Origin of the sequence: Streptomyces sp. P17 (assembly GCF_032436805.1) — a bacterium.
Taxonomy (GTDB): domain Bacteria; phylum Actinomycetota; class Actinomycetes; order Streptomycetales; family Streptomycetaceae; genus Streptomyces.
Genome location: NZ_JAVRBF010000023.1, coordinates 49,062 through 68,307, shown reverse-complemented (window position 1 = coordinate 68,307; position 19,246 = coordinate 49,062). Strand labels below are relative to the sequence as shown.

At 70.6% G+C, this 19,246-nt stretch carries 16 protein-coding genes; 5 read left to right on the top strand and 11 right to left on the bottom strand.

What is annotated here, in order from left to right:
* Positions 1-37 precede the first annotated feature (37 nt).
* Positions 38-736: a gamma-glutamyl-gamma-aminobutyrate hydrolase family protein gene (locus tag RMT89_RS16970; protein WP_315884587.1), complete on the top strand. Its 699-nt coding sequence runs from the start codon at positions 38-40 to the stop codon at positions 734-736.
* Positions 737-815: 79 nt separating this feature from the next.
* Here the strand turns inward: RMT89_RS16970 and RMT89_RS16965 are convergent, their stop codons facing one another.
* Positions 816-1,724 (bottom strand): LysR family transcriptional regulator, encoded by a 909-nt coding sequence (locus RMT89_RS16965; protein ID WP_315884586.1) that lies wholly within the window; start codon positions 1,722-1,724, stop codon positions 816-818.
* Positions 1,725-1,794: 70 nt separating this feature from the next.
* Here RMT89_RS16965 and RMT89_RS16960 point away from each other — a divergent pair, with 70 nt between their 5' ends.
* A complete protein-coding gene (locus RMT89_RS16960; protein ID WP_315884631.1) occupies positions 1,795-2,940 on the top strand; it encodes a TDT family transporter in 1,146 nt (381 codons plus the stop codon).
* Here the strand turns inward: RMT89_RS16960 and RMT89_RS16955 are convergent.
* The 4 genes from RMT89_RS16955 to RMT89_RS16940 all read right to left on the bottom strand — a co-directional run bounded on the left by RMT89_RS16955 (position 2,852) and on the right by RMT89_RS16940 (position 8,213).
* Positions 2,852-3,571, bottom strand: coding sequence for a helical backbone metal receptor (locus tag RMT89_RS16955; RefSeq protein WP_315884585.1), 720 nt, complete (start codon positions 3,569-3,571; stop codon positions 2,852-2,854). The two genes, RMT89_RS16960 and RMT89_RS16955, sit on opposite strands and share 89 nt — an antisense overlap.
* Positions 3,571-4,137, bottom strand: a complete 567-nt coding sequence (locus tag RMT89_RS16950; protein ID WP_315884584.1) for an XRE family transcriptional regulator — start codon at positions 4,135-4,137, stop codon at positions 3,571-3,573. The genes RMT89_RS16955 and RMT89_RS16950 overlap by 1 nt, the downstream gene beginning before the upstream one ends.
* A gap of 382 nt (positions 4,138-4,519) precedes the next feature.
* On the bottom strand, positions 4,520-7,132 hold the full coding sequence (locus RMT89_RS16945; protein ID WP_315884583.1) for an ABC transporter permease/substrate binding protein: 2,613 nt from the start codon (positions 7,130-7,132) through the stop codon (positions 4,520-4,522).
* Entirely contained in the window at positions 7,125-8,213 is a 1,089-nt protein-coding gene (locus RMT89_RS16940) for a glycine betaine/L-proline ABC transporter ATP-binding protein (RefSeq protein WP_315884582.1), read from the bottom strand. The genes RMT89_RS16945 and RMT89_RS16940 overlap by 8 nt, the downstream gene beginning before the upstream one ends.
* Before the next feature lie 170 nt (positions 8,214-8,383).
* Between RMT89_RS16940 and RMT89_RS16935 the strand changes: the two genes are divergently transcribed.
* The 3 genes from RMT89_RS16935 (at position 8,384) to RMT89_RS16925 (ending at position 11,453) form a co-directional block, all read left to right on the top strand.
* Positions 8,384-9,334, top strand: coding sequence for a 5'-3' exonuclease (locus tag RMT89_RS16935; protein ID WP_315884581.1), 951 nt, complete (start codon positions 8,384-8,386; stop codon positions 9,332-9,334).
* 143 nt (positions 9,335-9,477) lie between these two features.
* Positions 9,478-10,320, top strand: a complete 843-nt coding sequence (locus RMT89_RS16930; protein ID WP_315884580.1) for a siderophore-interacting protein — start codon at positions 9,478-9,480, stop codon at positions 10,318-10,320.
* 185 nt (positions 10,321-10,505) lie between these two features.
* The gene (locus RMT89_RS16925; RefSeq protein ID WP_315884579.1) at positions 10,506-11,453 is read left to right on the top strand and encodes an RluA family pseudouridine synthase; all 948 of its coding nucleotides are present in this window, start codon (positions 10,506-10,508) and stop codon (positions 11,451-11,453) included.
* Here the strand turns inward: RMT89_RS16925 and RMT89_RS16920 are convergent.
* The 6 genes from RMT89_RS16920 to RMT89_RS16895 form a co-directional block, all read right to left on the bottom strand.
* Positions 11,447-12,916: a cytochrome P450 gene (locus RMT89_RS16920; RefSeq protein WP_315884578.1), complete on the bottom strand. Its 1,470-nt coding sequence runs from the start codon at positions 12,914-12,916 to the stop codon at positions 11,447-11,449. The genes RMT89_RS16925 and RMT89_RS16920 overlap by 7 nt on opposite strands.
* Before the next feature lie 50 nt (positions 12,917-12,966).
* Positions 12,967-13,587 carry an ATP/GTP-binding protein gene (locus RMT89_RS16915; protein WP_315884577.1) on the bottom strand — a complete coding sequence of 207 codons (621 nt, stop codon included), beginning with the start codon at positions 13,585-13,587 and terminating at the stop codon, positions 12,967-12,969.
* A complete protein-coding gene (locus RMT89_RS16910; RefSeq protein ID WP_315884576.1) occupies positions 13,568-13,963 on the bottom strand; it encodes a DUF742 domain-containing protein in 396 nt (131 codons plus the stop codon). Before RMT89_RS16910 ends, RMT89_RS16915 begins: the two co-directional genes overlap by 20 nt.
* On the bottom strand, positions 13,960-14,367 hold the full coding sequence (locus tag RMT89_RS16905; protein WP_186283327.1) for a roadblock/LC7 domain-containing protein: 408 nt from the start codon (positions 14,365-14,367) through the stop codon (positions 13,960-13,962). Before RMT89_RS16905 ends, RMT89_RS16910 begins: the two co-directional genes overlap by 4 nt.
* Positions 14,364-15,983, bottom strand: coding sequence for an ATP-binding protein (locus RMT89_RS16900; RefSeq protein ID WP_315884575.1), 1,620 nt, complete (start codon positions 15,981-15,983; stop codon positions 14,364-14,366). Before RMT89_RS16900 ends, RMT89_RS16905 begins: the two co-directional genes overlap by 4 nt.
* A gap of 360 nt (positions 15,984-16,343) precedes the next feature.
* Complete coding sequence (locus RMT89_RS16895; protein ID WP_315884574.1) at positions 16,344-19,196, bottom strand: DEAD/DEAH box helicase; 2,853 nt, start codon at positions 19,194-19,196, stop codon at positions 16,344-16,346.
* Between the last annotated feature and the right edge of the window lie 50 nt (positions 19,197-19,246).

Genomic DNA, 19,246 nt, shown 5'->3' with positions numbered 1-19,246 from the left:
AAAGGTATGAGGGCGGTCCATTGGAGAGGGGCACGGTATGCCGGGCAGGCCGCTGATCGGTGTCAGTACGTATCTGGAGACCGGGGCGCGCTGGGGCGTGTGGGAGCTGGACGCGGCGCTGCTGCCGGCCGGTTACCCGCGGCTGGTGCAGCGCGCGGGCGGGCTCGCGGCGATGCTCCCTCCGGACGCGCCGGAGCAGGCGGCGGCGACAGTGGCCCGCCTCGACGGGCTGGTGATCGCGGGCGGGCCCGATGTGGAGCCGGTGCGGTACGGCGCCGAGCGAGACCCGCGCACCGGGCCGCCGGCGCGGGAGCGGGACGCGTGGGAACTGGCCCTGATCGAGGCCGCGCTCGCCGCCCGGCTCCCCCTGCTGGGGATCTGCCGGGGCATGCAGCTCCTGAACGTCGCCCTCGGCGGCACCCTCGTCCAGCATCTGGAGGGCCACGCCGAGGTCGTCGGCGTCTTCGGCCGGCACCCGGTCAAACCGGTCCCGGGCACGCTCTACGCCGGTATCGCCCCGGAGGAGACGAGTGTGCCGACGTACCACCACCAGTCCGTGGACCGCCTCGGCGTGGGCCTGATCCCGTCGGCCCACGCGACGGACGGCACGGTGGAGGCGGTGGAACTGCCCTCCGCCGAGGGCTGGGTGCTCGGCGTGCAGTGGCATCCGGAGATGGGTGAGGACACGCGGGTGATGAGGGCGCTGGTGGAAGCGAGCCTCGCCGCAACGCCCTGAGGGGCGCGGGGAACTGCGCGACCAGCCACAACGGCGCCGCAGACTGCACACCCCCCTCGCGGCACTCGCAGCGGAGCGCTCAGCCTCGCGTCAGATGCAGCAGATCCCGTGCCGGACCCACCGGCCGGTGTCCCGTCGGCCACACCGCCCTCAGGTCACGGGCCAGGGACACGTCCGCGACCGGGATGCTCACCAGCCGCCGCATCGACAGTTCCTCGCGGACGGCGAGTTCGCTCAGGACCGCCGGGCCCGCGCCGCTCACGGCCGCCGCCTTCACCGCCGTGGTCGAAGAAAGCTCGATCAAGGGGCGGGCCAGGCCGCCCAGGGCCGTGTCCAGGACCTGGCGGGTGCCGGAGCCCTTCTCCCGGAGGATCAGAGGCGTCACGGCCAACTCCTCGGCCGTGAGCGGGCGTCGGCGGCGGGACCAGGCATGGCCGGGGGCCGTCACGACGATCAGGCGGTCATGGGCGATGACCACCGAGTCCAGGCCCGTGGGCACGGTCAGGCCCTCCACGAAGCCCAGGTCCGCCTCGTCGGACAGCAGCCGCTCGGCCACCGCCGTCGAGTTGCCCGCGAGGAGCGACACCGCCGTGTCCGGGCGGCCCGCGCGCAGCGCCAGGAGCCAGCCCGGCAGCAGATACTCGGCGATCGTCATGCTCGCCGCCACCCGCAGCCGCGAGTCCCGCCGGTCCCGCAGCGCCTGCGCGCCCACGTCGAAGGCCTCCGCCGCTTCCACGATCCGCCGCGCCCAGTCCGTCACCAGCGCACCGGCGTCGGTCAGCCGCGAGCCCCGCGGCGAACGGTCCACCAGCGCCACCCCGAGCTGCCGTTCCATCGACCGGATCCGGCTGCTGGCCGCGGGCTGGGTGATGCCCAGCTCGCGGGCCGCCCCGCCCAGGCTGCCGAGCCGCGCCACCGCCAGCAGCAGCTCCAGCGCGCCGAGGTCGGGGACTCGATGGGCCAGGGAACTCGTCACCGCACTACTCATAAAGCCAGCTTATGCCCCCATAGAGACATACTCCCTGGTGCTGGACGTCCGAGGGCGGGACCGTACGAGCATGGTCACCGCCGCCCAGCCCCACCCCCGTGCCATGGCCGTCCGTCACCTCGGACCGAACTGGTACGCCCCCGTCATGGGAACCGCCATCGTCGCCACCGCCGGCGCCGCGCTGCCCCTGCCCCTCCCCCGAGCCGTGTGCACCGCCGTCTGGGCGCTGTCCCTGGCCATGCTCGTCACGCTCCTCGCCGCCCGCGCGCTGCACTGGACCCACCATCGCGACCAGGGCCGCGCCCACCTCATGGACCCGGCGACGGCCCCGTTCTACGGCTGTCTCTCCATGGCCCTGCTGGCCGTCGGCGGCGGCGCCCTCACCGTCGGCCGGGACTGGATCGGCATCGAGGCGGCGGTCGCGCTCGACGTCGTCCTGTTCACCGCCGGTACGGCGATCGGGCTCGCGGCCGCGGTCGCCGTCCCGTACCTGATGGCCGTACGGCATCGGGTGGAGCCCGGACAGGCCACGCCCGTCTGGCTGCTGCCGCTCGTCGCGCCCATGGTGTCCGCGGCCCTCGGCCCGCTGCTGGTGCCGTATCTGCCCGCGGGACAGGCCCAGGAGACGCTGCTGCTGGCCTGCTTCGCGATGTTCGGGCTGAGCCTGCTCGCGACCCTGCTGATGCTGCCGCTCGTCTTCGCCCGGCTGGTCACCGGCGGTCCGCTGCCGCTCGCGCTGACCCCGACGCTGTTCCTGGTGCTGGGCCCGCTCGGCCAGTCGACCACCGCCGTCGGCAAGTTCGCCGAGTACGGGCCGGGCGTCGTACCGGCCCCGTACAGCCAGGGCTTCGACGTACTGGCCGTGCTGTACGGCGTGCCGGTGATGGGCTTCGCGCTGCTGTGGCTGGGGTTCGCCACCGCCCACGTGGTCCGTGCCCGGCGGCAGGGGATGCGGTTCGCGATGACCTGGTGGGCGTTCACCTTCCCGGTCGGCACCTGTGTCACCGGCGCCGAGGCACTGGCCCGGCACACCGGACTCGCGGTCTACGAGGGGCTCGCGATCGGCCTGTACGCCGTGCTCGTCACCGCCTGGCTCGTCGCCGCCGCGCACACCGCCCGCGGGCTGGTCAGCGGCGCGCTGCTCGCAGGGCCGCGCCCAGCACTTCCGGCGCCTCGGCCAGTGACGGTCCGTACCACGTCAGGTGCCGTCCGCTGACCAGCGCGCAGGGCAGTCCGGGGAAGGCCTCCGGGCCGTCGTCTGCCGTGAAGCGGTAGGGCTCGTCCGGGAGGACGACCGCATCAGGGGCCGCCGCCCGCAGCTCCTCCAGGGGGATGCGCGGGTAGCGGTCCTCGTGCGTCGCGTACAGGTGGTCCACCCCGAGGCGGGCCAGGACGTCACCGGCGAAGGTGTCGCGGCCCAGGACCATCCAGGGGCGACGCCAGATCGGCACCACGGCGGTCGTACGGCGGTCCGGGGGCGGCAGCGCCGACCAGGTCCGCTCCGCCTCGTCCAGCCAGCGCGGCCGGGTCCTGGTCCCGCACGCGGTCAGCACCCGGTCCAGTTCCCGGAAGGCCCCCGGGACATCACGGACCTCGGTGACCAGCACCTCGATACCCGCCGCCCGCAGCTCCGCGAGGTCGGGGGCACGGTTCTCCTCCTCGTTGGCGATCACCAGGTCGGGGGCGAGCTCGACGATCCGCTCGGTCTTGGGGTTCTTGGTGCCGCCGATCCGGGCCACGTCGAGGTCCGCCGGATGCGTGCACCAGTCCGTGACGCCGACCAGGACGCCGGGGGCCGAGAGGGCCACGGCCTCCGTCAGGGACGGCACCAGGGAGACGACGCGCATCAGCGCGGCCGGTCCTGGACGGCCTCGATGTGCTCGGCCACCGCGACGACGACCACCCGGGTCTCGGGCACCGTGGCCCGCCAGCGGTGGCGGACCCCGCCGGTGAGGTACAAGGTGTCGCCGCGGCCGAGCCGGTAGGCGCGCCCCTCCGCCTCGATCTCCACGGCGCCGTCGGCGACGTACATCAACTGGTCGTTGCGGTACTGGAACTCGCGTCCCGCCTCATGGTCCCCGGTGAACTCCGAGGCGTGCATCTGGTGGTGTCCGCGCACCAGGGAACGCGCCCGCGGCTCGGGGGCCGGCTCAGCGCACTCGGCGCGTACGACGTCCACGCTGCACGCCGGGTCGGCCGCGGCGAGGAGCTCGACGGCCGTGGTGCGCAGGGCGTCGGCGACCTTCTCCAGGGAGCCTCTGCTGGGGCGGGCCCGGTCGTTCTCCACCTGGCTCAGGAAGGGCACCGACAGGCCGCTGCGCTCGGCCACGACGGCGAGGGTGAGCTCCAGCGCGCGACGGCGCCGCCGTACGGCCGCGCCCACCCGCAGGGGCTGTTCTTTGTGGTCGCCCATCGCTCCGGCTCCCTCCTTCGCTCGTCGTCCGGTGCCGAGTCCTCTGATCGCGGTCTCTGATCGCGGTCTCTGATGCGCTCTCTGATGCGCTCTCTGATGAGTTCTCTGCACCCTACGCATGTTCGGCAAACCGTTTCATGCGCCCGTCACATCGACGACACACGGCAAGAGGCACGACCTCACAGTTCGCGCCATCACCGGACCGGGATCGGCCCGGGACCGCAGGCGATTCCCTTCCGCAGGGGCGTGGTGACCGTGGGCGAAGTGCCTGGTCGGCCCGGCGAGCGGCATCTCTTCACCCTAGTTGGCCGGAATTCGCGCACAAAGAGAAGACGGGCGTCCGGCACCGTCAGGTGTGCCGGACGCCCGTCGTATCCGGGGTTCAGGCCGCGGGGGTCATACGGTCGACCATGTCCGGGTGCTCCTTGAGCCACGCGGCGACGGCCTCCTCCTCGCGACCCTGGCCGCGGTCCTTGATCTCCTGCTCAAGGGTGCCGAGCTCGTCCTCGCTCATCTTGAAGTTCTTGATCCACTTCGTGAGCTGCGGGTACTGCTCGGGGAAGTCCTTGTTGGAGATCGTCCGGATCGTGTTGCCCTCGCCGAAGTACTTCCGCGGGTCCTTCAGCTTGGTCAGCTCGTACTCGCTGTACGCCCAGTGCGGCGACCACAGCACGACCGCGATCGGCTCCTTCTTGGCGTAGGCGCGCTTGAGCTCGGCGAGCATGGCCGGGGTGGAGCCGTCGACGACCTCGTACTCGTCGTCCAGGCCGTATCCCGGCAGCACCTTGGTCTTGAGGAGGTTCATCTCCCCGGTGCCGGGCTCGATGCCGACGATCTTGCCGCCGAAGGTGCCACCCTTGCCCTTGAGGTCCTCCAGGGAGTCGACGCCCTTCACATAGGACGGCACGGCGAGCTCCAGTGAGGTCGGTTCGTACCAGGTCCCCAGGTCGTGAAGTTTGTCCTTGCTCTTGTCCCAGTAGTTCTTCTGGGCGTACGGCAGCCAGGCGTCGAAGTTGAGATCGAGGTCGCCGGAGGCGAGGCCGGTGTAGACGGGGCCGACGTCCATCTGTTTGAGGTTCAGCTTGTAGCCGCGCCGCTCCAGGACGTTCTTCCACAGGTAGGTGACGGCGATGTCCTCGTCCCAGGGGAACCAGGCCACGTCCAGCGGGCGCTTCGCCTCGGCCGGGGTCTCGGTGTTCTTGACCGGGGCGAGCTTGTCGACAAGACCCGGGTTGCTCTTCAGCCAGGCGCGCACGGCGTCCTGCTGCCTGCCCTTGCCGGCCTTGTTGATCTCCGACTCCAGGCTGGTGAGCTGCTCCTCGGTGAGCTTGAAGTCCTTCAGCCACTCACCGACGACCGGGTTCTCCGCGGCGAAGCCCTTGCGGGACAGGGTGTGCACGCCGTCGCCCTCGCCCCAGGCACCCTTCGGGTCCTTGAGCTTCTTCAGCTTGTAGTCGCTGTACGCCCAGTGCGGCGACCAGAGCGTGACGACGATCGGTTCCCGCTTGGCGTACGCCCGCTTGAGCTCGGCCAGCATCGCGGGCGTCGAGCTGTCGACGACCTTGAACTCCTTGTCCAGGCCGTACTCCCCGAGGACCTTGCTCTTGAGCAGGCTCATCATGCCGGCGCTGGACTCGATGCCGGTGATCTTGCCGTCGAACTGCCCGGCCTTGCCCTTGAGATCCTCCAGGGAGTCGATGCCCTTCAGGTAGGAGGGCACGCTCAGTTCGAGGGAGGTCGGGCCGTACCAGGAGCCCAGGTCGTCGAGCTGGGAGCCGTACTTCTTCCAGTACTGCTCATGGGTGGTGGGCAGCCAGGCGTCGGTCTGGAAGTCGATGTCGCCCTGGGCGAGGGAGGTGTAGAGCGGGCCCGCGTCGAACTGCTTGGCCTCGACCTCGTAGCCGCGCTGCTCCAGGATCTCCTTCCAGAGGAAGGTGGAGGCGACGCCCTCGTCCCAGGGGATGTAGCCGATGCTGATCTTCTTGCCCTGGCCGACGTTGTCGCCGCCCGCGACCGGGTCGGTCTTGCCGGCGCCGCCGAAGACGCCCATGCCGCCCGCGACGAGCGCGAGCACGACGACGCCGACCACGGCGACGGAGGCGCGGGGGCGGTACGACCAGATCTTCAGGCCCTGGGCGGCGCGCAGCCGGGCGGCGGCACGGCGGCCGAGCGGGGAGACCTGGGTGCCGAGCGCGCTGGTCATCCGGTCCAGGTAGATCGCGAGGATCACGATGGCGATGCCCGCCTCGGCGCCGAGACCGATGTTGAGCTGGCCGATGGCCTCGTTGACGTCGCCGCCGAGGCCGCCGGTGCCGACCATGCCGGCGATGGCCGCCATGGACAGGCCGAGCATGATGACCTGGTTGACGCCGGCCATCACGGTGGGCAGGGCCAGCGGGAGCTGGACGCGCAGCAGGGTGTCGCGCGGGGTCGTGCCGAACGCCTCTGCGGCCTCGACCAGTTCCTTGTCGACCTGGCGGATGCCCAGCTCGGTCATGCGCACACCGGGGGCGAGCGCGAAGACGAGGGTGGCGACGATGCCCGCGGCGGCGCCGCTTCCGAAGAAGAGGATTGCCGGGATCAGGTAGACCATCGCCGGCAGCGTCTGCATCAGGTCGAGCCCTGGCCGCACGATCGCGCTGACCCGGTGGGAGCGCGCCGCCCAGATGCCGACCGGCACCGAGATCACCAGCGCGATGACCGTGGCGACGAGGACCAGCGACAGGGTCACCATCGCGTCCTCCCACAGGTCGAGGGAGATCACGAAGGCGAAGCCGACGAAGGTGAGGGCACCGGCGAGCGTGCCGCGCAGCCAGACAGCGATCACCGCGAAGATGCCGGTGAGAAGCAGCGGCTCGGGCGCCTGGAGGACGGCGTCGACACCCTCGTAGGCGCCGCGGAAGACCTGCTCAAGGAAGTCGAACAGCCAGCCCATGTGGGTGGTGAGCCACTCGACCGCGTCGTTGACCCACGAACCGAACTCGATCCTAGGCACGGGCGGTCACCTTCTCTCCGCCCTTGTCCCGCGGGGACGGGCACGGCTCCGGCCCGGCGGTCTCGTCGCCGAGGAAGCCGACGAGCCGCCGCCGCGGGACGACACCGACCAGTTTCTTCTTGCCGTCCAGCACCGCGACCGGGTGGGAGAGCCGGGCGCTGAGGGCGCACAGGTCGTGGAACGGGGTGTCGGGCGTCGCGGTCGCGCAGGCGCAGTCGGCCTCGTCGCCGCGGACCTCACGGTTCATGACGGAGGAGGCGGTGAGCACGCGGGAGCGGTCGACGTCCTGGGTGAAGGAGGCGACGTAGTCGTCGGCGGGGCGCACCAGGATGTCCTCGGCGGTGCCGATCTGGACGATGCGGCCGTCGCGCATGACGGCGATACGGTCGCCCAGGCGCATGGCCTCGTTGAGGTCGTGGGTGATGAAGACGATCGTCTTCTTCAGCTTCGTCTGGAGCTCCAGCAGCTGGTCCTGCATATCGCGGCGGATCAGCGGGTCCAGGGCGCTGAAGGACTCGTCCATCAGCAGCAGGTCGGCGTCGGTGGCGAGCGCGCGGGCGAGACCCACACGCTGCTGCATACCGCCGGACAGCTCGTCGGGCCAGGACTTCTCCCAGCCCTTCAGACCGCACAGTTCCAGGGCCTCGGTGGCCCGCGCGAGGCGCTCGGCCTTGGGGACGCCCTGGACCTCAAGCCCGTAGGCCGCGTTCTCGACGACGCTGCGGTGCGGGAACAGCGCGAAGTGCTGGAAGACCATGCTGATCTTCCGGGCGCGGACCTCACGCAGGTCGCGGGCGCTGAGCGCGGTCAGGTCCTGGCCGTCGAAGCGGACCTGGCCAGCGGTCGGCTCCAGAAGCCCGTTGAGCATGCGCAGCAGCGTGGACTTGCCGGAGCCGGACAGGCCCATGACGACAAAGATCTGGCCCGGTTCCACGGTGAAGGAGGCGTCGATGACGGCCGCGGTGGTGCCGTCGGCGCGCAGCTCCTCCCGGTCGGCTCCACCGCGGAGCCGCTCCACTGCCTCGTCCTGTCGTCTGCCGAACACCTTGTGGAGATGTTCGGCTTCTAGCCTGGCTGACACTCGTACCTTCTCGTCTCGACGGCAAAGGACCTCAATAAAGAGGGAGCGACGCGGCGCACTGGGCGGCATCGCTCCGAGGCGGCGCCTGCCCTCGTTCCACGGGCACAAACGCACAAGTGATCCACCCCACAGAAGACGCGCCTGACGCAACCCGTTGCGGCGAAGAGCCGATGTCAGTGGGGTACGGCATGATGCGTGGCGTGACCGGACGACTGATGCTCCTCGACACCGCCTCGCTCTACTTCCGCGCCTACTTCGGCGTGCCGGACTCCGTGAAGGCCCCGGACGGCACCCCGGTGAACGCCGTGCGCGGGCTGCTGGACTTCATCGACCGCCTGGTGAAGGACCACCGTCCGGACGCCCTGGTGGCCTGTATGGACGCCGACTGGCGGCCGCAGTGGCGGGTGGACCTGATCCCCTCGTACAAGGCGCACCGGGTCGCGGAGGAGCACGAGGTCGGCCCCGACGAGGAGGTCGTGCCCGACACGCTCTCGCCGCAGGTGCCGGTCATCGAGGCGGTCCTGGACGCGCTCGGCATCGCGCGCGTGGGGGTCGAGGGGTACGAGGCGGACGATGTGATCGGCACCTTCACCGCGCGGGCGAAGGGCCCGGTGGACATCGTCACCGGGGACCGCGACCTGTACCAGCTGGTGGACGACGCCCGCGGGATCCGGGTGCTGTACCCGCTCAAGGGCGTGGGCACGCTCCAGCTCACCGACGAGGCGTGGCTGCGCGAGAAGTACGGCGTCGACGGCCCGGGCTACGCGGACCTGGCGCTGCTGCGCGGCGACCCGAGCGACGGACTGCCGGGCGTGCCAGGCATCGGGGAGAAGACGGCGGCCAAGCTGCTCACCGAGTTCGGGGATCTGGCCGGGATCATGGCCGCGGTGGACGACCCCAAGGCGAAGCTCACACCGGCGCAGCGCAAGCGGCTGGACGAGTCGCGGCCGTATGTCGCGGTGGCGCCGACGGTCGTGCGGGTCGCGGGCGACGTGCCGCTCCCGGACGTCGACACCACACTGCCGCGCATCCCCCGTGATCCGGCGGCGCTCCAGGGGCTGGCGGAGCGGTGGGGGCTCGGGGGATCGTTGCAGCGGCTGCTGACGACGCTGGCTGTGTGAAGGGCGTTCCCCATCGAGTGAATGAGGTTCGTTGGGCAGGGAATTCGTCCCTTAAATTCTCCTTCACACGCTTTGCCGCGGGGCCATTCGGCGGGCAAAAGTGCTAACTTAGGTAAACCTAAGCTTACACGAGGGAGGCCGTCATGGCAGAACGCCCTGCCCGCAAGCCGCGGAAGCCCCACACCGCGCAGGTCGTCCGTACCGAACGGCTGACCCCGCACATGCAGCGCGTGGTGCTCGGCGGGGAGGGCCTGGCCGACTTCTCGGCCGACACCTGCACGGACCACTATGTGAAGCTGCTCTTCGGCCCCGAGGGGGTCACCTACCCCGAGCCCTTCGACCTGGAGCGGATCCGGGAGGACTTCCCGCGCGAGCAGTGGCCGGTGACCCGGACCTACACCGTGCGCGCCTGGGACCCCGAGCACCGCGAGCTGACCCTTGACTTCGTGATCCACGGCGACGAGGGCCTCGCGGGACCCTGGGCCCTGCGCGCCCGGCCCGGCGAGACCGTGCGGTTCATGGGCCCGGGCGGCGCCTACGCCCCCGACGCCACCGCCGACTGGCATCTCCTCGTCGGCGACGAGAGCGCCCTGCCGGCCATCGCCTGCTCCCTGGAGGCACTGCCTGCCGGCGCCCAGGCGTATGCCTTCGTGGAGGTCGCGGGTCCCGAGGAGGAGCAGAAGATCGACTCCGATGTGGAGGTGATCTGGCTGCACCGCGGGAACCGCCCGGTCGGCGAGGCCGTGAGCGAGGCGGTCCGCGCGCTGCGCTTCCCCGAGGGCCGGCTGCACGCCTTCGTGCACGGCGAGGCGGCCTTCGTGAAGGACCTGCGCCGCCTGCTGCGCGTCGAGCGCCAGATTCCCCGCGAGGACCTCTCGATCTCCGGCTACTGGCGCCTCGGCCACAACGAGGACGGCTGGCAGACGGCGAAGCGGGAGTGGAACGCGCGCATCGAGGCGGAGCAGGAAGGCACCTCGGCGGCTTGAGAGGCGGGTTTCCTTGCCCGGCGAACACCACCCGACGGCCGCGACGACAAGCACCGCCGACACCCCGCACACCGCAAGTCCGCACGCACGCCGACTCCTGCTCATGGCGCCCCATGATCGTTCTGCTGGAGAGCGCGATCTCAACCGCCCGGCGGCAGCACTCCGGCGCCGTACCCTTGATCGTGATGAGACGCAGGACCCCTCCCCCGCCTTCCCCTCTGCCGCAGCGCGACGGGGTCGATCCGGTGCGGGTGCGGTTGCCGGGCGAGGGCGCCTGGGTCACCGTGCGGGAGCATCTCGTGGAGCGGCTCGCGGCGGGGGACGGAATCGTCGACCGGATGTTCGAGGATGGCCTGTTCATCGGGGCCGACGGGCGGGCCGTCGCGGGCGACGCGGCCTATGTGCCGGGGATGTTCGTGTGGTTCCACCGGGAGCTGCCCGCCGAGGTGCCGGTGCCGTTCCCGCTGGAGGTCGTCCACCGCGACGAGCACATCGTCGTCGTCGACAAGCCGCACTTCCTCGCCACCACCCCGCGTGGCAGCCATGTCAGGGAGACCGCGCTGGCACGGCTGCGGCGGGAGCTCGGGCTGCCGACGCTCGGGGCCGCGCACCGGCTGGACCGGCTCACCGCCGGGCTGGTGCTGTTCACCGTGCGGCCCGAGGAGCGGGGGGCGTATCAGACGCTGTTCCGCGACAAGCTGGTACGCAAGGAGTACGAGGCTGTCGCGCCCTACGATGCCTCGCTCCCCCTGCCCACGACCGTGCGCAGCCGGATCCTCAAGGAGCGCGGGGAGCTTGCCGCGCGGGAGGTACCGGGCGAGGTCAACGCCGTGAGCCGGGTCGAGCTCGTCGAGCGCCGGGGCGACGGACTCGGGCGGTACCGGCTGCTTCCCGCCACCGGGCAGACCCATCAGCTGCGGGTCCATATGAACGCCCTCGGTGTGCCCATCCTCGGCGATCCGCTCTACCCGGTGGTGGCCGACCCCGTGCCGGCCGGTGACTTCCGGCGGCCGCTGCAACTGCTCGCGCGGGCGCTGGAGTTCACCGATCCGGTCACGGGGGCGGAGCACCGGTTCCGCAGCGGGCGGATGCTCGGTGCCTGGGCGTCGTATGACACCTGGGCCGGTCAGTAGCCCCTCCACCAGCGCACGAAGCGGCGCCATGCGCTCGGCCTGCGCGGGGGCTCGGAGGGCGCCACGGGCTGCGGGGCCGGGGGCGCCGGCTGGGGCGTGGGCTGCGGGCGCGCGGCAGTGCTGACCTGCCATGCCGGGCGGGGCGGCGGTACCTGGCCGAGGCTCGGCTTCATCGTGACGTCCTGCTGCGGCTTCGGCTCGAAGCGGACCGGGAGCTCCACCAGGTGCCGGGAGGAGATCGACTGACGCCAGGTCAGATCCTCCTCGGCGCAGTCGAGTCGGACGTCCGGCAGCCGCATCAGCAGCGCGTCGACGCCGACGTCGGCGATGCCACGGGCGATGTCCTGGCCGGGGCACTCGTGCGGACCGCCGCCGAAGGCGAGGTGGGAGCGGTTGCCCTGCATGTTGGCGGCGAGGTCCGGCCTCACCCGCGGGTCGACATTGCCCGGCGCGATACCGAAGAGCAGACCGTCGCCCTTGCGGATGCGCCGGCCGCCCAACTCGGTGTCCTGCTTGGCGTAGTAGGCGAAGACCGTGCTGAACGGCGGCTCGTCCCACAGGGACTGCTCGACCGCCTCCGGCACCGTCATCTGGCCGCCCTTGAGCTGGGCGCGGAACCGCGGGTCGGTGAGGACCATGCGCAGGACGTTGGCGATGAGGTTGGCGGTGGCCTCGTAGGCCGCCATGAGGACGACCCAGAGGTGCTTGGTGACCTCGTCGTCGGTGAGCCGGGCCGGGTGGCTCATCAGCTGGCTGGCGAAGTCCGCGGCGGGCTCGGCGCGCCGGCGCTCGGTGAGCCGCTGCAGGGCGCCCATGACGTAGGCGTGGCTGGCGATGGCGGTCTCGGTGCCGCGCAGCATGTCACGGGTGGCCTGCACCATCCGGTCGTTGTACTCATCGGGCATGCCGAGGATCTCGCACATCACCGCCATGGGCAGATGCTCCGCGAACTGGCCGACCAGATCGGCCCTGCCCTGCTCGCAGAACTCGTTCACCAGGCGCTGCGTGGAGCGGTTGATGTACCGCCGGATGCCGCGGTGGTCGATGGTGGACATGGCGCCGGTGACCGCGCCGCGCAGCCTCAGGTGCTCGTCGCCCTCGGCGTAGGAGCAGATCGGCTCCCAGGCGATGTGCGGCATCAGCGGGTGGTCGGGCTTGACCATGCCCTCCAGCAGCGGGGTCCAGATACGGCTGTCCCGGCAGAACTGTGAAGGGGAGCGGAGCATGTGCAGGTTCTCGGCGTGGCCGAGGACGACCCACATGGGCACGTCGTCGTGCAGCAGCACCGGCGCCACCGGCCCGTGCTCGTCGCGCAGTTCCTCGTACAGCTCGTCCAGGTCCTCCGCGTCGGGACCGTAGAGCCGGCGCAGTCCCCCGGGCCCGAGGCCGTGGGCGGGGCAGCCGGGCGGGGGGCCGGACCGCGGGTCGTCCGTGCCGGTCAGGGAGTGGGATTCAGGCGTCACGTGGTCGCTCCGAAGTGGATCCGGTGTCTGGGGAGTTCGGGATACGTCGGTCAGGTGAGCGCGCCCGACATGGCGAGCGAGTGCAGGAAGCGCATCAGGGTCATGAGGGTGTCCCGGCTGGAGGCGCGGCGGCGGGCGTCGCACTCCACGATGGGGATCTCCGGGGCCAGGTCGAGCGCCTGCCGCAGCTCCTCGACGGGGTAACGGGGCGCGTCCGGGAAGGAGTTGACGGCGACGACGAAGGGCACCCCGCGCTCCTCAAGTCGCCCTATGACATCGAAGCTGACCTCCAGACGGCGCGTGTCGATCAGCACGACCGCGCCCAGCGCCCCCTCGAACAGGCCGTTCCACAGGAACCAGAAGCGTTCCTGGCCCGGGGTGCCGAAGAGGTAGAGGACCAGCTTCTCGGTGATGCTGATACGGCCGAAGTCCATGGCGACGGTGGTGGCCGTCTTGGTGTCGGAGCCGAAGTTGTCGTCGACACCGATCCCGGCCTGCGTCATGGTCTCTTCGGTGGTCAGCGGTCTGATCTCGCTGACCGAGCCGACCATGGTGGTCTTGCCGACGCCGAAACCGCCCACGATCACGATCTTCACCGCGGCCTGGGCCGTCTGCGGCAGCCGGTCCTCGGTCCGTGGTCCCGGGATGGTGTCAGAGTTTTTGAAGTCCATGCATCACCGCTTCGAGGAGGGAACGGTCGGCGACCGACTGCCGCACCAGCGGCTTGTGCGCCGTGACCAGTTCGTCCGCCAGCATCTCGGTGAGCACCACGGTCACCACGCTGAACGGGAGGCTGAGATAGGCGGAGAGCTCGGCCACCGACAGCGGGGCCGTGCAGAGCCGGAGCAGCGCCGCCTGCTCCGGCGTGGCGGAGGGCGGAGGGTCGGCGCACGCCACGATTAAGGTCACCAGGTCGAGATCCGCGCGCAGTTCGCCGCCTCCTCCGACCACGAACATCCGCTCGGGGTTCTTGCGCCCGCCCTCTTGGGGGGGCTGAGGGGCGGGCGGTGGCTTGGGGTACCGCCTCTGGCGTTGCGGAGGAGTCATACGGTCTGCCCGTTGCGCCGGGGCGGGCTGGTCAGGTGCGGTCCGATCCGGTCGACCAGATCCCGCATGCGGTTGCTCATCAGGCCGGGCTCGGCGAACGTGTCGGAGAGGACCGCGAGGTAGGCGTTGGGACCGGCGGCCATCAGATAGAAGTAGCCGCGGTTGATCTCGATGATGACCAGCTTCATCTTGCCGTCGCTGTCCGGGATCTCGTGCGCGACGGCGCTCGCCAGGCTCTGCAGGCCCGCGCAGGCCGCGGCGACCCGGTCGGCGGCGTCGGGGTCGCCGCCGTGCCGGGCGATGCGCAGGCCGTCGGCGGAGAGCACGACGATCATCTCGATGCCGGGTACGCCATCGGCGAGATCCTTGAGCATCCAGTCGAAGTTGGCTCGCTGCTGGATCACTTGAGGTCCCCCTCGTCATCGGCCGGGGCGTGGGCCGGTTCGTTGGTCGGCTGGCGGAATGCGGTGGGATCGGGGTCGCGCTTGAGGCCCTCCCAGAAGGCCTCCACCCAGAGGCCGGGCGGGGTGTCGTCCGGCTCCGGCTCCGGCTCGGGGGCCGGCTTGATGGCGTCGCCCCACAGGGGCTTCTCGCCACGCGCGATGCGCTCCTGCTCCTCGCGCTCGATCTTGGCCTGCTGGGCGATCCGCTCGCTCAGCGGCGTCTTGACCCGGCTGCGGCGCTGCGGCAGGCCGTTGGGCGTCCACTCGGTGACGACCGGGACGTCGTCCTCCAGGGAGAGCCCGGCGGGGATGCGCGGGTTGGTGGGGCGGCGCGTCTTGGGCTTGCGCTTGGGGCCTTCGAGAGCGCCGAGTTCCGGCAGCGGCTTGGCGGTGGCGCCGATGCCGTGGGCGTAGCCGGGCGCGGGGTCGCTGGTGATCATCTCGCGCGGCACGATGAGGACGGCGCGGACGCCGCCGTACGCCGAACTGCGCAGCGAGACCTGCATGTCGAAGGCGGTGCACAGGCGGCCCACGACGGCGAGGCCGAGGCGCGGGGTGTCGCCGAGTTCCTGGAGGTCGATGCCGGCCTTGGCGGCCTCCAGCATGCCCTCGACCTTGGCGCGGGCCTCCTCGCTGAGGCTGACGCCCGCGTCCTCGATCTCGATGGCGACGCCGGTCTGCACCTCGGTGGCGGTGACGTGCACCTTGGTCTGGGGCGGCGAATAGCGGGTGGCGTTGTCGAGGAGTTCGGCGGCCGCGTGGATGACGGGCTCGACCGAGATACCGCGGATGTTGACCTTGCAGATGTTGTCCAGCGAGATGCGCCGGTACTCCAGGATGCGTGACATCGCGCCGCGCAGCACGCTGTAGAGCGCGACCGGTTCGGGCCATTGACGGCCCGGGCGGCCGCCTCCGAGGACGGAGATGGAGTCGGCGAGGCGGCCGATCAGCGCGGTGCCGTGGTCGATGCGCAGCAGGTCGTCGAAGACCTCGGGGTTGCGGCCGTGGTCCTCCTCCATTTCGAGGAGTTCCGCGTTCTGCTGGTGCACGATCGCCTGGACCCGGCGGGCGATGTTGACGAAGGAGCGCTGGGCGGAGTCCCGCAGGGCTTCCTCGTCGTCGATGATCTCCAGCACGCGCTCGATCAACACCAGCTGCGGGTGGGTGAGTTCGCGGTAGGCGGGGTCGAGCTCCCCGAGGTGGCGGATCACCTCCTTGGGGGAATTGCCGCGGTGCATGTAGTCGATCGCGACGGGCACGATCTCCATGGAGAGCCGCTCCATCTCGTACTGGTGGGCGTCGATCCGCCGCTCCAGATACGCGGTGTGACGGGCGTGCTCCTCGCGCGCGCTGCGCAGGGCGCGGCCGCGGCGCACGACTTCGGCCGCGGTGGCGATCACCAGAACCGTGGCGACGGCGCCGCACCAGCCGACGGCGGCCCGAGCCGGCCCCGTCACCAGGGCGGCGGCGGCTCCGGTCGCCGCGGCCATCAGTATGGCGGGCGGCAACAGCACGCGCGCGTACGGCAGTTCACGGCGTCGGGGCTGGGAGGCGGGAGGGGGTTGAACACTCACCATGTGGGCCCTCTGAAAGGAATCGGCTGGGAGTCGGGGGACTTGCAGGGGAGTACGTCATGGAACGTTCTGCGTCTTCGGGAGGTTTGGGAACAAGCGCACGAATACGCCTCAACTCGGTGCGCTGCGGGCGAGCTTAGTCCGACCGGATCATCGCCGTGTCATATTCAGCAAGCACCTGAAATCACCCCCGCGTCAGGAGTACTCTCGACTCCATTTGCACGCTGGGGAATCATTCGCACACGGCGCGTCACAGTGGATGCGTGTGCGAAAACACTCACCGTGAAGAGTGATCCTGAAAAAGAAAACGGGGCCCTGCGCGATCAACCACGCAGAACCCCGCACCCGCGATCGGGCGAGGAATCACCCCACCGACGAGTAGGCCACAACCCCCCGCAACAACTGATCAACAGCCTTGCGCGCAGCCTTCGCCACGGTCGACCCCTCACCGGGGGCCGCCGCGGAAATCTGCCCCAGCACGTCGATCACCTGCTTGCACCACCGCACGAAGTCACCCGCGGGCATCTCCGCCTCGCGCAGCACCTCGTCGAGCCCCTTGCCGCCGGCCCACATGTACGCGGCCCAGGCGAAGCCGAGATCGGGCTCCCGCTGTCCGACACCCTCGGTCTGGCTGATCCGGAAGTCCTCCTCCAGGGCGTCCAGCCTCCCCCAGATCCGGACCATCTCCCCGAGCGCGGCCTTGGCCTTCCCGGAAGGCAGCTTCGGCGCCATGGCATCGTCGCCGACCCGGGCCTCGTACACCAACGCCGAGACGCACGCGGCCAGTTCCGCGGGCGCAAGCCCCTCCCAGACGCCCGCCCGCAGACACTCACTGGCCAGCAGATCCAGCTCGCCGTAGAGCCGCGCGAGCCGCTTGCCGTGCTCGGTGACCTCGTCACCCCGCAGATAGTCCAGCTCGGTCAGCAGCGCCACGATCCGGTCGAAGGTCCGCGCGATGATGTTGGTGCGTCCCTCGATCCGCCGCTCCAACTGCGAGGTGTCCCGCAGCAGCCGGTGATAGCGCTCGGCCCAACGGGCGTGGTCCTCACGGTCGTTGCACCCATGGCAGGGATGCGCGCGAATCGCGGTCCGCAGCCGCGCGATCTCCCGGTCGTCGGCCGCCTGCGCCCGCTTCTTGCGCGCCCGCTCCGGCGGAATGTGCCCCGCCTTGGTGCGCAGCGCGGAGGCGAGATCCCGACGGGACTGCGGGGAACGCGGGTTGAAGGACTTCGGGATCCGCATCCGCTCCAACGCCTCGACCGGCACCGGGAAGTCCATCGACGCCAGCCGCTTGACCTGCCGCTCGGCGGTGAGCACCAGCGGCCGCGGCCCGTCATGGTGCTCGAAGCCCCGGTGGCCGTTGGACCGCCCGGCGGGCAGCCCCGGATCCAGCACCAGCGCGAGCCCCGCGTACTTGCCGGTCGGCACATGGATGACATCGCCCGGCTTGAGCTTCTCCAGCGCGACCGCGGCCTCGGCGCGCCGCTGGGCCGCGCCTTGCCGGGCCAGCTCGGTCTCCCGGTCCTTCAGCTCACGGCGGAGCTGCGCGTACTCCTCGAAGTCGCCGAGATGGCAGGTCATGGAGGCCTTGTAGCCCTCAAGCCCCTCCTCGTTGCGCTGCACCTGCCGGGAGATCCCGACGACCGACTTGTCGGCCTGGAACTGCGCGAACGACGTCTCCAGCAGCTCCCGCGAGCGATGCCGCCCGAACTGCTCGACGAGGTTGACCGCCATGTTGTACGACGGCTTGAAGCTGGAGCGCAGCGGATACGTACGGGTGCCGGCGAGCCCCGCGAGATGCTCGGGGCTCATCCCCCGCTGCCACAGCACGACCGCGTGGCCCTCGACGTCGATACCCCGCCGTCCCGCACGCCCGGTGAGCTGCGTGTACTCACCCGGCGTGATGTCGGCATGCTGCTCGCCGTTCCACTTGACGAGCTTCTCCAACACCACGGACCGCGCGGGCATGTTGATGCCGAGAGCGAGCGTCTCGGTGGCGAAGACAGCCTTCACCAGACCACGCACGAACAGCTCCTCGACGACCTCCTTGAAGGTCGGCAGCATGCCCGCGTGATGGGCGGCGATACCGCGCTCCAGGCCTTCCAGCCACTCGTAGTAGCCGAGGACATGCAGATCCTCGGTCGGAATCGACGCCGTGCGCTCCTCGACCAGGGCGCGCACCCGCTCCCGCGCCTCCTCGTCGTTGAGCCGGAGTCCGGCGTACAGGCACTGCTGCACGGCGGCCTCGCAGGCGGCGCGGCTGAAGATGAAGGTGATGGCGGGCAGCAGGCCCTCGGCGTCGAGCCGTTCGATGACCTCGGGCCGGCCCGGAGTCCACACCCGCGAGCGCTGTCTGCGCTCCCGCTCCCGGTCGGCCTCGCGCATGGCGCGCCCGCGTCTGCGGTCCTGGAACGACGGCCGGGTCGCCTCCATGCGCGCCAGCCGCGTCAGATCGGGGTTGACGGCCTTCTTGTGGCCCTCGCCCTCCTCGAACAGGTCGTACATCCGGCGTCCGGCCAGAACGTGCTGGAACAGCGGGACGGGCCGGTGCTCGGAGACGATCACCTCGGTGTCGCCACGGACGGTGTCCAGCCAGTCACCGAACTCCTCGGCGTTGGACACGGTGGCCGACAGGGACACCAGGGTCACCGACTCGGGCAGGTGGATGATCACCTCTTCCCATACGGCGCCCCGGAAGCGGTCGGAGAGGTAGTGCACCTCGTCCATGACCACATGGCCCAGGCCGATGAGGGTCTGCGAGCCCGCGTACAGCATGTTCCGCAGCACCTCGGTGGTCATCACGACCACCGGGGCGCCGGAGTTGACGCTGTTGTCGCCGGTGAGCAGGCCGACCTTGTCCGCGCCGTAGCGGCGGCACAGGTCGGCGTACTTCTGGTTCGACAGCGCCTTGATGGGTGTCGTGTAGAAGCACTTCTTGCCCTGCTCCAGGGCGAGGTGGACGGCGAACTCGCCCACGATCGTCTTGCCGGAGCCGGTGGGGGCGGCCACCAGCACGCCCTTCCCCGCTTCGAGTGCCTGGCAGGCCTCGATCTGGAAGGGGTCGAGGCCGAAGTCGTACATCTCGCGGAAGGAGGCGAGCGCGGTGGCCTGCTCGGCAGCCCGCAGACGGGCAGCCGCATACCGCTCGGCCGGTGAGAGGTCCTCTGTCATCGTGCTTTCGAGCGTACCGGGCCCCACTGACAACAGGACGATCATTATCCGGATCCGGGTTCCGCAAACCCAGGATCCGCGCAGCTCACGGCCCT